The organism is Variovorax paradoxus (genome assembly GCF_000834655.1).
GTDB classification, from domain to species: Bacteria; Pseudomonadota; Gammaproteobacteria; order Burkholderiales; family Burkholderiaceae_C; genus Variovorax; species Variovorax paradoxus_F.
The window spans coordinates 99,271-112,412 of record NZ_JXQQ01000020.1 but is presented as its reverse complement, the minus strand read 5'-3'; the positions used below and the strand labels follow the sequence as shown (position 1 = coordinate 112,412).

Annotated in this window: 14 protein-coding genes; all 14 read right to left on the bottom strand. The window is 66.5% G+C overall.

Annotation, left to right across the window (positions count from 1 at the left end):
• Positions 1 to 94: 94 nt before the first annotated feature.
• Positions 95 to 661: a nucleotide exchange factor GrpE gene (gene grpE / locus RT97_RS09770; protein ID WP_080898243.1), complete on the bottom strand. Its 567-nt coding sequence runs from the start codon at positions 659 to 661 to the stop codon at positions 95 to 97.
• 156 nt (positions 662 to 817) lie between these two features.
• A complete protein-coding gene (locus RT97_RS09765; protein WP_042578579.1) occupies positions 818 to 1,168 on the bottom strand; it encodes an FKBP-type peptidyl-prolyl cis-trans isomerase in 351 nt (116 codons plus the stop codon).
• 78 nt (positions 1,169 to 1,246) lie between these two features.
• Positions 1,247 to 1,663, bottom strand: coding sequence for a winged helix-turn-helix transcriptional regulator (locus tag RT97_RS09760; RefSeq protein WP_042578645.1), 417 nt, complete (start codon positions 1,661 to 1,663; stop codon positions 1,247 to 1,249).
• Between the two features lie 179 nt (positions 1,664 to 1,842).
• Entirely contained in the window at positions 1,843 to 2,694 is an 852-nt protein-coding gene (asd, locus tag RT97_RS09755; RefSeq protein ID WP_042578644.1) for an archaetidylserine decarboxylase, read from the bottom strand.
• A gap of 109 nt (positions 2,695 to 2,803) precedes the next feature.
• A complete protein-coding gene (locus tag RT97_RS09750) occupies positions 2,804 to 3,796 on the bottom strand; it encodes a Bug family tripartite tricarboxylate transporter substrate binding protein (RefSeq protein ID WP_042578643.1) in 993 nt (330 codons plus the stop codon).
• Positions 3,797 to 3,856: 60 nt separating this feature from the next.
• A complete protein-coding gene (locus RT97_RS09745; protein ID WP_042578578.1) occupies positions 3,857 to 4,921 on the bottom strand; it encodes a lactonase family protein in 1,065 nt (354 codons plus the stop codon).
• Positions 4,922 to 4,931: 10 nt separating this feature from the next.
• On the bottom strand, positions 4,932 to 5,915 hold the full coding sequence (locus tag RT97_RS09740) for a tripartite tricarboxylate transporter substrate binding protein (RefSeq protein ID WP_042578577.1): 984 nt from the start codon (positions 5,913 to 5,915) through the stop codon (positions 4,932 to 4,934).
• Between the two features lie 70 nt (positions 5,916 to 5,985).
• The gene (locus RT97_RS09735; protein WP_042578576.1) at positions 5,986 to 6,747 is read right to left on the bottom strand and encodes an SDR family NAD(P)-dependent oxidoreductase; all 762 of its coding nucleotides are present in this window, start codon (positions 6,745 to 6,747) and stop codon (positions 5,986 to 5,988) included.
• Between the two features lie 19 nt (positions 6,748 to 6,766).
• Entirely contained in the window at positions 6,767 to 8,353 is a 1,587-nt protein-coding gene (garD, locus tag RT97_RS09730; RefSeq protein ID WP_042578575.1) for a galactarate dehydratase, read from the bottom strand.
• A gap of 30 nt (positions 8,354 to 8,383) precedes the next feature.
• Entirely contained in the window at positions 8,384 to 9,679 is a 1,296-nt protein-coding gene (locus RT97_RS09725) for a TRAP transporter large permease (RefSeq protein ID WP_042578574.1), read from the bottom strand.
• A 7-nt stretch (positions 9,680 to 9,686) separates the two neighbouring features.
• On the bottom strand, positions 9,687 to 10,175 hold the full coding sequence (locus RT97_RS09720) for a TRAP transporter small permease (protein ID WP_042578573.1): 489 nt from the start codon (positions 10,173 to 10,175) through the stop codon (positions 9,687 to 9,689).
• Between the two features lie 144 nt (positions 10,176 to 10,319).
• A complete protein-coding gene (locus RT97_RS09715) occupies positions 10,320 to 11,297 on the bottom strand; it encodes a TRAP transporter substrate-binding protein (RefSeq protein WP_042578572.1) in 978 nt (325 codons plus the stop codon).
• Positions 11,298 to 11,345: 48 nt separating this feature from the next.
• Positions 11,346 to 12,242, bottom strand: a complete 897-nt coding sequence (locus tag RT97_RS09710; RefSeq protein WP_042578571.1) for an SMP-30/gluconolactonase/LRE family protein — start codon at positions 12,240 to 12,242, stop codon at positions 11,346 to 11,348.
• The gene (locus RT97_RS09705) at positions 12,232 to 13,065 is read right to left on the bottom strand and encodes an NAD-dependent epimerase/dehydratase family protein (protein ID WP_042578570.1); all 834 of its coding nucleotides are present in this window, start codon (positions 13,063 to 13,065) and stop codon (positions 12,232 to 12,234) included. Before RT97_RS09705 ends, RT97_RS09710 begins: the two co-directional genes overlap by 11 nt.
• Positions 13,066 to 13,142 lie beyond the last annotated feature (77 nt).

Sequence of the window (13,142 nt, the reverse complement as noted above, 5' to 3'; positions counted from 1 at the left end):
AAAGCCTGAAAAATATGTTGTTATGAACTTGTGGATAACCCAGCTCGATTCAAGGGACGGAGCGGGGATTTCCTGTGGGAATCTTGTGTGCTGATTACTTCGGTGCGCTGACGGTGACCAGCGCCGGGCGCAGCACGCGCTCGTTGATGGTGTAGCCCTTCTGGAGCACGCTCACCACGGTGTTGGGTTCCTGTTCGGGCGCGGGCACCACCGAGATGGCCTGGTGCTGGTGCGGATCGAATCTGGCGCCGGCGGCCGGGGCCACTTCGATCACCTTGTTGCGCTCGAGCGCGCTCTTGAGTTGCCGCAGCGTGGCTTCGGCACCTTCGCGGATCTGCTCCGGCGTGGCGTCCTTGATGGCCAGGCCCGCTTCCAGGCTGTCGGTCACCGGCAGCAGGCTCTCGGCAAAGGCCTCGACCGCGAATTTGCGGGCCTTGGTGATTTCGTCGTCGGCGCGGCGGCGGGCGTTTTGAACGTCGGCCTGGGCGCGCAGGTATTGATCGGCCAATTCGGCGTTCTTGGCCTGCAGCGCTGCGAGCTCGCCTTGCGCCGCGGCCAGAGCGTCGGCTTCGTTGGCGGCCTGCGCGGCCTCCAGTTCTTCGGGACTGGGCTCGCCTTGCAGCATTTGCGAATTCTGTGCGGATTGTTGCGGGTCAGACATTTTTCAAAGAACGGCGTGCGCCGGAAAACAAACGATAGCCAGCCACTTGGGGCTGGCTGGGGGCATTTCAAGCGAAAAAATGCGGAAAAAGGGGCCGCGTGGGCATGAAAAAGGCCCGAAATCGGGCCTGTGCGCCAAGACTTGGCTCGGGAGCGATCAGTGCGCGTCGAGCAGCTCGACGTCGAACTTGAGGGTAGCGTTCGGGGGAATGACACCGCCAGCGCCGCGGGCGCCATAGCCCAGCGATGCCGGAATGATCAGCGTGCGCTTGCCGCCGATCTTCATGCCGGCGACGCCTTCGTCCCAGCCCTTGATGACCTGGCCTGCACCCAGCGAGAAGGCGAAAGGGTCGTTGCGGTCGCGGCTCGAATCGAACTTGGCGCCTTGCACGCCGTCGTTGTAGAGCCAGCCGGTGTAGTGCACATGCACGTGCTGGCCAGCCTTGGCTTCGGGGCCGGTGCCGACTTCGGTGTCTTCGTACTGGAGGCCGGAGGGGGTGGTAGGCATGGGAAAACGCTCCTTGCGTCGATGAATGGTGAATCGGATCGAAGGCGCGAAGTTTACCGATGCCCGATGTCGGCCTGCTCAGTTCGTCGTATCGGTGGGCGGCGCAGGGGGCGGGGGAGGCGGCGAAGAGGGCGCCTGAGGCGCGACGGGCACGGCCGGCGCACTGGCCGCGGGGGCAGCCGGCGCGGCCGCCTTCTTGAGCTGGCCCAGCTGCCATTTGCCAGCAAAGGCCTGCAGGTCGGACAGCCGCTTGAGCAGGTCCTGCCCGCTGAGGGTGAGGCAATAACCGTCGCTGCCGTGGCTCACGATGCCGGCTTCGCGCAGTTCCTTGATGCGGGTGTTCAGGGTGTTGGGAGTGATGCCGCCCACGCTGTCCTGCAGCAGGCGGAAGGTCTGGGCATGTCCGTCGCGAAGGGCCCAGAGCACACGCAGTGCATAGCGGGCTTCGAGCAGTGCGAGCAACTGGCTGACGGCTGCATTTTCCTTGGTACTCATCGACATCATCTCCTCGAAGCTGGGCGGGCCGCGGGCCTGTGGGTGGCCGATGCCGCGCGCTCTTGTTTGTGATTGGTTATGGACCGTCCTGCCGGCCGGCGACTATAGCGCAAACGATGTGGATGCTACTAGTTTTATAGCTGTAAGGGCAAGCTGCATGCGGGTTGTGAGACAAAGCCTCACAAATTCGTGTAGTCGGCCATGGCTTCGCCCAGACGGATCGCGCGGGTGGGCGACCAGTCGGGGTTGAACGCCAGCGCGGGCGCCGGGAACAGCATGACGACGGTGGAGCCGAGCAAGAAGCGGCCCATCTCGTCGCCCTTCTTGATGTCGATCTGCTGGTCGTTGTAGTGCCACTCGCGCAACTCGCCCACGCGCGGCGGATTGACCACGCCGTGCCACACGGTGGCCATGCTGCCGACGATGGTGGCGCCCACCAGCACCAGCACGAAGGGGCCGCGCGCCGATTCGAAGACGCACACCACGCGCTCGTTGCGCGCGAAGAGCCCCGGCACGCCGCGCGCGGTGGTCGGGTTCACCGAGAAGAGGTCGCCGGGCACGTGGATCATGCGCACCAGGCGCCCGTCGCACGGCATGTGGATGCGGTGGTAATCCTTGGGGCTCAGGTAGAGCGTGGCGAAGCTGCCGTGCGCGAACTTCGCGGCGAGCGCCGCGTCGCCGCCGACCAGCGCGGTGGTCGTGTAGTTGTGGCCCTTGGCCTGGAAGATCTGGTCGCCTTCGATCGCGCCGAACTGGCTGATCGCGCCATCCACGGGGCACACCAGGTCGGCCTGCGCGAGCGGGCGCATGCCGGGCTTGAGCGCGCGCGTGAAGAACTGGTTAAAGCTTTTGTAGTGCTCGATGTCCGACTCGAGCGCCTCGCCCATGTCCACGCCGTACTTGGCGACGAAGCGGCGAATGATCCATGTCGTGACGGCGCCGCGTTCCTTCCCCGCGACCCAGCCAGCGAAATTGGTCAGGGCCTGTTTGGGAAACAGGTATTGGGGCAGAACTGCGGAGCGGTCGGACACGTTGGGGGAAGCCTCGAATGCGGATCGGAGGGGCATTCTATAAAGCGCCTCCGCTGAGGAGCGTAGGAGGCTTCCCTCGGTTTTGCGAGTGCGAAGATGCAGCGGCGAATTACTCCGCCTTGATATTCGCTGCCTTGATCACCGCGGCCCACTTCTCCACTTCGCCCTTCTGGAACGCCGCGATCTGCGCGGTCGTCAGGTCGGTGGGCTCCATGCCGAAGCCCTTGAGCTTGTCCTGCATCTCCGGCGTCGCGAGGATCTTGCGGATCTCGGTGTGCAGCCGCTCCACGACCGGCGCCGGCGTGCCCGCGGGCACGAAGATCGCCTGCCAGGACACCACCTCGAAATCCTTCAGCCCCGCGATGCCCGACTCGGCCACCGTCGGCACGTCGGGCATCGAGGCCAGGCGCTTGGACGAGGTCACGGCAATGGCGCGCAGCTTGCCGCTCTGGATGTGCGGGCCTGCGACCACCGTGGTGTCGAACATCATGTCGACCTGGCCGCCGATCACGTCCTGGATCGCCGGGCCGCTGCCCTTGTACGGGATGTGCGTGAACTTCACGCCCGACTTGAACGCCAGCAGCTCCAGCGCCAGGTGCTGCGAGGTGCCCGTGCCGGCCGATGCCGACGAGAGCCCGCCCGACTTGGCCTTGCTCGCATCCAGCACGTCCTTGAGCGTCTTGTAGGGGCTCGCCTGGTTCACCACCAGCACCACAGGGTTGGTGCCGATCAGCGTGACCGGCGCGAACGACTTCTGCGGGTCGTAGCCGATCTTGGGGTACAGGCTCACGTTGATCGCGTGCGAGCTGATCGTGCCGCCCACCAGCGTGAAGCCGTCGGGCGCTGCGCGCGCGCCGACCTCCGAGCCCACGCTGCCGCCGGCACCGCCCTTGTTGTCGATGATCACGCTCGTGCCGAGCACGGTGCCCAGCTTCTGCCCGATCAGCCGGCCCAGCACGTCGGTGGTGCCGCCCGCAGGAAAGGGCACGAGATAGGTGATGGCCTTGCCCGTGGGCCAGGTGTTGCCGCCCTGCGCGAACGCGGGCAGTGCCGTCGCGAGCGAGGCGGCCAGGGTGGTTCGAATGAGCGTGCGGCGTTGCATGGTCATGGCGTCTGTCTCCGGTTTGTTGAAAGTCGGTGGAATGCGATGGATGCCGGCCGCTCAGGGCAACTCGACGATCTCGATCCAGTTCGGGTTCTTGCCCACGGCAAGGCGCTCGGGCCTGCCGAGCGCGCCCGTCGCGGCGTCGATGGCGTAGAGCGCGACGCTGTGCGACTCCTGCCCCGCGGCGATCAGGTAGCGCCCGGCCGGATCGATCGCGAAGCCGCGCGGACCCTTCTCGGTCGGCGTCTGGCCGAGCGGTTGCAGCTGCCCGGAGGCCGCATCGACACGGAATGCCGACAGCGTGCTCGACGTGCGCTCCGATGCGTACAGGTAGCGCCCGTCGGGCGTGAGATGCAGGTCCGCGGCCCAGGGCTTGCCGCTGAATCCTGTAGGCAGCGTGGTCGTGCTCTGCACGAGCTTCAGCGTGCCGCGCGCGGCATCCCAGTCGAACACGTGCAGCGCCGCATCGAGCTCGTCGAGCAGGTAGACGTGGCGCTGCGCCTTGTCCCAGACGAAGTGGCGCGGCCCGGCTTTCGCCGCTGTGGTGGTCAGTGGCGGATCGTTCGGCGACAGCAGGCCCTTGTCGGCGTCGAAGCGCCAGCTGGAGACGTTGTCGCCGCCCAGGCTGGTTGCGAGCACGAAGCGGTTGGCCGCATCCGCATGGATCGCGTGCGCGTTGGGCCCCGTTGGCACCAGCTGCTGGATGGCACCGACCGCGCCATCCTTGCCGATGGCATTCACCGAGATCTTGCCGCCCTGGTAGGAGGCCGCGAAGAGCCACTTGCCGCTCGCGTCGATGTCGATGTTGGCCATGCTGTCGGCCAGCGGCGCCTCGCCGAGCTTCTGCAGCCGGCCGGTGGCGGCGTCGATCGAGATCGACGCCACGCGAAACGGCTGCGAGCGCAGCGCGGCGTACAGCACCCGCTTGTCGTGGCTCACCGCCATCGGCATCACCGTGCCACCGACGTTGAGCGTCTGCACCGGCGCGAGCGTGCCCTTTTCGCGGTCCAGCGCCAGCACCGAGATCTCCTGGCTGTCCGCGTTCGACACATAGACCCAGGTCGCGGCGCATGCGTGGCCGGCCAGGCCCAGCCACAGCAGCGATGCGATGGTTTTTTTCATGGCCGCGGACTCAGGGCTTGATGTTGAGCTTGGTGATCAGCTGCTTGAAGTAGACGTTGTCCTTGGCCAGCGTCTCCTTGAACACGGCGCCGTCGGTGTAGACGTAGCCCAGGTTCTGCTTGTCCATCACCTCGTGCATGAGCGGCTCGGCCGCCGTCTTGGCGGTGATCTCGCGCAGCTTGGCCATCACTTCGGGCGGCGTGTTCTTCGGCGCGCCGATGCCGCGCCAGGTGCCGATCGACAGGTCGATGCCGCGCTCCTTGGCGGTGGGCACCTTCTCGAAGCCCTTCACGCGCTTGTCGGCCATCACCATCAGCACCTTGAGCTTGCCGCCCTGCACGTGCGTCGTCACTTCGGCAGGGCTGACCGCCACCGCTTCGATGTGGCCGCCCAGGAGGGCGAGCACCGCGGGCGCCGCGCCCTGGAAGGGGATGTGGCCGAACTTCGTGCCGGTCTTGTCTTCGAGCGCCGCGGCCGCCAGGTGCCAGATCGAGCCGTTGCCCGAGTTGCCCACGCGGATGCCTTCGGGCGACTTCTTCGCGGCGGCAAGGAACTCCTCGACGGTGTTCCACGGCGCATCGGCCTTCACGGTGATCGCGGCCGGATCGGCGTTGAGCTGCGCGATCGGCTGGAAGTCGTCGTAGTTGAACTTTGCAAGACCCAGGTGTGGCAGCGTGAGCAGCTCGACCGTGAGCACCGCGAGCTTGTAGCCGTCGGGCTTGGCGTTGATCACCTCGGTCCAGCCGATGGCGCCGCCCGCGCCGGGGCGATTGACGATCACGATGCTCTGCGAGATGTGCTTGCGGCTCGCTTCCGAGAAGGCGCGCGCGAGGCCGTCGGTGCCGCCGCCCGGCTGGTAGGGCACCAGCAGTTCGATGCTGCGGTTCGGAAAGTCGTTGGCCGCCTGCGCCGCGGCCGTCGAGGCGAGGCCGAGCGAGAGCGTGGCCGTGGCCGAGAGGGCGGCGAGGCCGCGAACGAGGGTGCTTCTTTTCATGATGTCTCTTGTCTCCGTTGTTGATCCGATCCACGAACGCCCTTGTTGCGAGGGCGTCTCTCCAAAAATGTCAGGGCATGTACTGCCCGCCATTCACCTCGATGACCTGGCCCGTCACATAGCCCGAGAGCTGCTCCGAAGCGAGGTACAGGAAAGCACCGACGCATTCCTCGGGCTCGCCGATGCGGCCCATCGGAATGCTCGCCCTGAAGTTCTCCAGCATCGCGGGCGTCGAGAAGCGGTCTTGAAACGGCGTCTGGATGACGCCCGGCGCCACCGCGTTCACACGAATCCTGTCGCCCACCAGTTCCTTGGCCAGGCCGTGCGTCGCCGTGCTCACGAAGCCCTTGGAGCCCGCGTACAGGTATGCGGCCGGTCCGCCACCGGTGCGCGCCGCGACCGAGGTCACGTTGATGATGTTGCCGCTGCCCTGCGTGCGCATCAGTGGAACCACCTCCCGGCAGAACGCGAGCACCGAGCGCGCGTTGATGTGCATCACCTCGTCGAAGAGCGCATCGTCGAATTCGGCGATCGGCACGCGCTTGACCAGGCTGCCCGCGTTGTTCACCAGCACGTCGATGCGGCCGAACTCCGCCTGCGTCTTCTTCACGCACTCGCGGATCGCGCCGGTGTCGCGCACGTCGGCCTGCACCGCGAACGCGGTGCCGCCGGCCGCGCGGATCGTCTCGACGACCTGGTTGGCCGCATCGGCCGAGCTGTTGTAGTGCACCGCCACGCGCATGCCGCGCGCGGCGAAGGCGATGGCCACCGCGGCGCCGATGCCGGTGCTGGCACCGGTCACGAGGGCGGTCTTGTCCTTGAGGTCTTCCATGGTTGTTTCCTTTTCGATGTCAGGTCACGGGGGCGGGATTGAAGAGCACGAGTGCGTTGTGCAGCTTCCATTGCTCCGCCCAGGTCTTCTTCTTGCCGCTGGCCACGTCGAGCATCAGCCGGAACAGCTCCCAGCCCACGTCCTCGATGGTGGCGTCGCCGTCGGCGATGCGGCCCGCGTTCACGTCCATCAGGTCGTGCCAGCGGCGCGCGAGGTCGCTGCGCGTGGCGACCTTGATGACCGGCACTTCGGCCAGGCCGTAAGGCGTGCCGCGGCCGGTCGTGAAGATGTGCAGGTTGATGCCCGCTGCCAGCTGCAGCGTGCCGCAGATGAAATCGCTGGCGGGCGTCGCCGCGTAGATCAGGCCCTTCTGCCTGACCTTCTCGCCTGGCGAGAGAACGCCCGAGATCGGCGCGGAGCCCGATTTCACGATCGAGCCCATCGCCTTCTCGACGATGTTCGAGAGCCCGCCCTTCTTGTTGCCCGGCGTGGTGTTGGCGCTGCGGTCGACGCGCCCCTTCTGCAGGTAGGCGTCGTACCAGGCCATCTCTCGGATCATGGCCTCGGCCACTTCGGGCGACGACGCGCGCGAGGTGAGCTGGTCGATGCCGTCGCGCACCTCGGTGGTTTCCGAGAACATCACGGTGGCGCCTGCGCGCACCAGGAGGTCGGTGGCAAAGCCCACGGCCGGATTCGCGGTCACACCGGAAAAGGCATCGCTGCCGCCGCATTGCACGCCCACCACGAGTTCGCTCGCGGGCACGGTTTCGCGCCGGCGTGCGTTCAGCCGCGCGAGGTGCACCTCGGCCTGGCGCATCACCGAATCGATCATCGACATGAAGCCGACGTGCGCGTCGTCCTGCAGGCACACGACGTCGAGCGCCTCGGCCGCACTGGATGCGGCGCCTTCGCCGCGCTGGTCCGTGATCGGAATGGTGCCGGGCGGCAGCAGGCGCTCGGGCTGCAGCTTCTCGCAGCCCAGGCTCACCACCATCACCTCGCCGCCGAAATTCGGATTGAGGCTGATGTTGCGCAGCGTGCGGATCGGAATGATCGCGTCGGGCGCGTCGATGGCAACGCCGCAGCCGTAGCTGTGTTCCAGCGCCACCACGTCGTCGACGTTGGGAAACTTCGGCAGCAGCTCGGCCTTGATGCGCTGCACCGCGAACTCGGTGACGCCGGCCACGCACTGCACGGTCTGCGTGATGGCCAGGATGTTGCGCGAGCCCACCGAGCCGTCCGCATTGCGGTAGCCCTCGAAGGTGTAGCCCTCCAATGGCGACAGGGCAGGGGGCTTGACCGTCGCGATGGGCAGCCCGTCGAGCTCGGGCGCCGTGGGCATGCGCATCACGCGCTCGTGCACCCAGCTGCCGCGCGGCAGCGCCTTCTGCGCGTAGCCGATCACCACGTTGTAGCGAACGATGGCGTCGCCCTCGGACAGGTCGGCGAGCGCCACCTTGTGGCCTTGCGGCACGTTGTCCACCAGCACGAGGCCGTCGGCGAACGTGGCTCCCGCCTTCAGGCCTCCGTCGTTGGCGACGATGGCGACGTTGTCGGCCGCGTGGATGCGGATGTAGAGCGGAGGGCGGGTGTTCGTATCGGCCATCGTGGGGCCCTTTCTTGCTTGCTTCTTTGCTTACTTCACGACCATGAAGAGGCCCGGCAGCCAGGTCGAGAACGCGGGCACGAAGGTGACCACGCCGAGCGCGAAGATCAGCGCGCCGTAGAACGGCCAGATGGTCTTCATCACCGTGCCCACCGAGACACCGCCGATCGCGCAGCCCACGAATTGCGTGGTGCCCACCGGTGGCGTGTTCAGGCCGAGCGCGCAGTTGATGAGCATCACCACGCCGAACTGCACCGAGGTCATGCCGTAGTGCTGGGCGATCGGCAGGAAGATCGGCGTGCACAGGAGGATCGTCGCGGCCATGTCCAGGAAAGTGCCCAGCACGAACAGGATGATGTTGATGAGCAGGAAGATCATCCACGGCGTGGTGGTCACCTGCGACAGCATCTGGCCCGTGAGCTCGGCCACGCCGTAGAGGCTGATGAGGTAGCCGAAGGTGCTCGAGATGCCGATCAGCAGCAGGATCACGCCCGTGGTGCGCACCGCCTTCGATGCGGCCTTGATGAAGTGCTCCCACTTCAGCGTGCGGTACACGAAGATCGTGAGGCCCAGCGCATAGAGCACTGCCACCGCGGCAGACTCGGTCGCCGTGAAGATGCCCGACAGGATGCCGCCGAGGATCAGCACCACGATGAAGAGGCCCGGCAGTGCCGCCGCGAACGAACGCGCCACGATCGACCAGCCCGGGAAGCTGCCGGCCGGGTAGCCGCGCTTTACGGCGACCAGGTAGGCGGCCGCGAGGTTGCTGATGGTGAGCACGGCTGCCGGCAGCAGCGCCGCCAGGATCAGCGCGGCGATCGACACCTTGCCGCCCGCCGCGAGCGAATAGATGATCAGGTTGTGGCTGGTCGGCATCAGCGCGCCGACCAGGGCCGCGTGGGTCGTCACGTTGACCGCGTAGTCGGCGTGGTAGCCCTCCTTCTTCATCATCGGGATCATCACGGCGCCCATGGCCGAGACGTCCGCCACGGGCGAGCCCGAAACCCCGCCGAAGAGGGTGCAGGCCACCACGTTCGACATGCCCAGGCCCCCGCGCACATGGCCCACGAGGTTGCGTGCGAAGTTGACGATGCGGTCCGCGATGCCGCCGTAGAGCATCAGCTCGCCGGCGAAGATGAAGAACGGAATCGCAAGGAACGAGAAGATGCCCATGCCCGAGGTCATCTGCTGGAAGCCCACCGCGAGCGGCAGGCCTTCATAGAGCAGCGTGGCCAGAGCCGACAGGCCGATCGAGAAAGCGACCGGCACGCCCAGCAGCAGGAAGACCGTGAACGAGAGGCAAAGAATGAGGAGAGGGATCGTCATGGTTCGTTCAGCCCCAGGCGGGTTCGACTTCGCGGCCCTGGGCCAGGGCGATGATGTGTTCGATGGAGAACATCACGATGAGCACGCCGGCGATCGTCGCGGGCACGTATTTCCAGCCTTCGGAAATCCAGAGCGTGGGCAAGCGGTAGTCCCACACCGATTCGGCGAGCGAGGCGCAGTTCCAGGCCATGGCCATGCCGAAGACGAGGATGAGCGCGTGGATCAGGTATTCCATCTTCAGGCGCAGCCAGTCGGGCGCGAGCACGAGGAACGACTCCAGGCCGATGTGGCCCGCGTCGCGCACACCCACGGCCACGCCGAACATCGTGACGTAGAGCACCAGCAGGAGCGCCAGGCTTTCGGCCCAGGTGGGGGTGTTGTTGAGCACGTAGCGGCCGAACACCTGCCAGCTCACCGCGCAGATCACCGCGACGAGACCGAGGATGCCCAACCACATGCAGGCACGGGCGAGGGTGCGGCAAAGTTTGGTGTACATGTGAGTTCTTCTTTGTCTTTCTCCCTCCCCTTCCGGGGGAGGGCAGGGGTGGGGGCAATCGGCGCCTCTATGCCAGCGCCGTGGTGACCCCAACCCAACCTTCCCCCGGGAAGGGGAAGGAGCCAATTCAACGATCCGACTTGCTTACTTCGTGTCCTGCACGCGCTTGACCAGGTCCTTGAGCTTCGCGTCGGTGATGAACTTGTCGTACACCGGCTTCATCGCGGCCTGGAACGGGGCCTTGTCGACTTCGATGATCTCGGCGCCGCCGGCCTTCACCGTGGCGAGCGACTTGATCTCGCGCTCTTCCCATTGCTTGCGCATGTAGGGCACCGACTCCTTGGCGGCCTGGCGGATCCAGCCTTGCTCTTCGGGCGAGAGCTTGTCCCATACGCGCTTGGAGAACAGCAGCATCTCGGGCGCCATCGAGTGCTCGGTCTTGCTGTAGTACTTGGCCACTTCGAAGGCGCGGGCGCTTTCATAGGTGGGGTAGTTGTTCTCGGCGGCGTCGATCAGGCCGGTCTTCAGGCCCGTGTAGACCTCGCCCATGGGCATCGGCGTGGCGTTGGCGCCCATGGCTTCGAGCATCGACACCCACAGGTCCGACTGCTGCACGCGGACCTTCAGGCCCTTCATGTCGGCGAAGGTGCGCACCGGCTTCTTGGCGGTGAACATCGAGCGCGCGCCGCTGTCGTAGTAGGCCAGGCCCACGAAGCCCTGCTTCTCGCACGACTTCAGGATCTCCTCGCCGATCGGGCCGTCCAGCACCTTGTGCAGGTGGTCCACCGAGCGGAACAGGAAGGGCATGGTCGGCACCTGCGTCTCGGCGCAGATGTTGTTCATGGGGGCGATGTTCACGCGCACCATCTGCAGCGCGCCGATCTTGGTCTGCTCGATGGTGTCTTTCTCGCTGCCGAGCGAGCTGTTGTTGAACACCTTGATGGTGTGCTTGCCGCCCGACAGTGCCTTGAGCCGTTCGCTCATGAACTTGACCGCGGTCACGGTCGGATAGTCGTCGGGGTGGATGTCTGCCGAGCGGAACTCGGTGGCACTGGCAGCCAGTGTGGACAGCGCGGCTGCGGCGCCGACGGCAAGTGCGATCAGGGTCTTGTGGAGTTTCATTTGTCTCTTCCTATGCTTGGTGGTTATCGAAAACGTGAAAAGAAATGGTCAGCCGACCGCGCTGAACGCGGGCTCCGGCACACCCGCCACGCCAGGCCGCAGCGCGAACACGCCGCCAGCCAGCGGCTGGTCTGCGAGGTCGATGCCGCCGGGGCGGATGGAGGTGACGAACAGCGTGTCGAGCGACGCACCGCCGAAGGCGCACATCGCGGGCTTCTTCACCGGCACTTCGAGCGAGCGGTCCAGGCGGCCGTCGGGCGTGAAGCGGTGCACCAGGCCGGCGTCGTTGCCGCAGATCCAGTAGCAGCCGTCCACGTCGATCGCCGCGCCGTCGGGCCGGCCGGGCAGGGGCTTCATGTCGACGAAGAGGCGGCGGTTGCTTGGCGTTCCGGTGTCGGCGTCGTAGTCGAAGGCCCAGATCGCCTGCACGCTCGGATGCGAGTCCGAGAGGTACATGGTGCGGCCGTCGGGGCTGAAGGCCAGGCCGTTGGGCACGATGAGATCGTCCAGCTGCACGGTGGCGCTGTCGCTGCCCTTGCCGTAGCTGTAGAGGCGGCCCACGCGCGCGCCGGCGGCCATGTCCAGCAGCATCGTGCCGGCCCAGAAGCGGCCCTGGCGGTCGCAGCGGCCGTCGTTGAAGCGCATGGCAGGCGCCGCGTGCGCAACGGGCGCGACCGACGTGCTCACCAGCGTTCCGTCAGCCTGCGGCATCAGCGAGAACAGGCCGCTTTCCATGCCGGCGATCCAGGCGCCGGGCATGTCGGCGCGCGGCGCGATGCAGGCGATCATTTCATCGGCCTGCCAATGGGTATGGCCTTCGCTCGCGTGCCAGCTGTTGAGCGTGCGCGCGGGAATGTCCACCCAGTAGAGCGCCTGCTCGGCGGCGTGCCACACCGGGCTTTCGCCGGTGCCGTTGCGCGCATCGAGGACGAGCTCAGCCTTCATCGCCGAAGGGCCCCTGTGCGGTGAAGGCGCCGCCCTGGTAGATGGCGTTCGGGTCGGTCGGTGCAACGGGCGGTTGCGCCTCGACCTTGTCGCGGAACACCTCGGAGCCGTCCTGCGGCACGAAGCCCAGGTGCGCGGCCGCGCTGTTGTCCCACCACACGTTGCGGTTGGCCGACATGCCGTAGACGACGGTGTGCTTCACGCCGGGCGTGAAGAGCGACTTCTCGATCAGCGTCGTGAGGTCGCGGTAGCTCAGCCAGGTGCTCATCATCCGGCGGTTGAGCGGCTCGGGGAACGACGAACCGATCCGGATGCTCACCGTCTCGATACCCCAGCGGTCGAAGTAGAACTGCGCCATGTCTTCGCCGAAGGACTTCGACAAGCCGTAGTAGCCGTCGGGCCGGCGCGCCGCGTGCGCGTCGATGTGCTCGGTCTGCTTGTAGAAGCCGATCACGTGGTTAGAGCTCGCGAACACCACGCGCTTGACGCCGTGGCGGCGCGCAGCTTCGTAGACGTTGAAGATGCCCTTGATGTTGGCTTCGAGGATTTCCTCGAACGGCCGCTCGACCGACACGCCGCCCAGGTGCACGATGGCGTCGCAGCCTTCGAGCAGCGCGTGCACGGCGGCCTTGTCCGAGAGGTCGCAGGGCACGACCTCTTCGCTCGCATCGGCGGCCGGGGCCAGCGATGCGATGTCCGAGAGGCGCAGAACTCTCGCGCAGGGCTTGAGCCGCTCGCGCAGCACCTTGCCCAGGCCGCCGGCCGCGCCGGTCAGCAGGAGGCGGTCGAGCTTGTTGTGGGGAGCTTGTTGGGGCGTCGACATGTGTTTCCGGGATGTGATGACTGGTGCAGCGCGGCAGGCACGGGAGCTGAGCCGTCGATACGATGCCGTGCGGGACA

Excerpts from the sequence above, each read along its gene's own strand:
- RT97_RS09725 (WP_042578574.1), bottom strand. The coding sequence starts at position 9,679 with ATGACGATCCCTCTCCTCATTCTTTGCCTCTCGTTCACGGTCTTCCTG.
- RT97_RS09750 (WP_042578643.1), bottom strand. The coding sequence starts at position 3,796 with ATGCAACGCCGCACGCTCATTCGAACCACCCTGGCCGCCTCGCTCGCG.
- RT97_RS09745 (WP_042578578.1), bottom strand. The coding sequence starts at position 4,921 with ATGAAAAAAACCATCGCATCGCTGCTGTGGCTGGGCCTGGCCGGCCAC.
- RT97_RS09760 (WP_042578645.1), bottom strand. The coding sequence starts at position 1,663 with ATGAGTACCAAGGAAAATGCAGCCGTCAGCCAGTTGCTCGCACTGCTC.
- RT97_RS09715 (WP_042578572.1), bottom strand. The coding sequence starts at position 11,297 with ATGAAACTCCACAAGACCCTGATCGCACTTGCCGTCGGCGCCGCAGCC.
- RT97_RS09735 (WP_042578576.1), bottom strand. The coding sequence starts at position 6,747 with ATGGAAGACCTCAAGGACAAGACCGCCCTCGTGACCGGTGCCAGCACC.
- RT97_RS09710 (WP_042578571.1), bottom strand. The coding sequence starts at position 12,242 with ATGAAGGCTGAGCTCGTCCTCGATGCGCGCAACGGCACCGGCGAAAGC.
- RT97_RS09765 (WP_042578579.1), bottom strand. The coding sequence starts at position 1,168 with ATGCCTACCACCCCCTCCGGCCTCCAGTACGAAGACACCGAAGTCGGC.
- grpE (WP_080898243.1), bottom strand. The coding sequence starts at position 661 with ATGTCTGACCCGCAACAATCCGCACAGAATTCGCAAATGCTGCAAGGC.
- RT97_RS09720 (WP_042578573.1), bottom strand. The coding sequence starts at position 10,175 with ATGTACACCAAACTTTGCCGCACCCTCGCCCGTGCCTGCATGTGGTTG.
- RT97_RS09705 (WP_042578570.1), bottom strand. The coding sequence starts at position 13,065 with ATGTCGACGCCCCAACAAGCTCCCCACAACAAGCTCGACCGCCTCCTG.
- garD (WP_042578575.1), bottom strand. The coding sequence starts at position 8,353 with ATGGCCGATACGAACACCCGCCCTCCGCTCTACATCCGCATCCACGCG.
- RT97_RS09740 (WP_042578577.1), bottom strand. The coding sequence starts at position 5,915 with ATGAAAAGAAGCACCCTCGTTCGCGGCCTCGCCGCCCTCTCGGCCACG.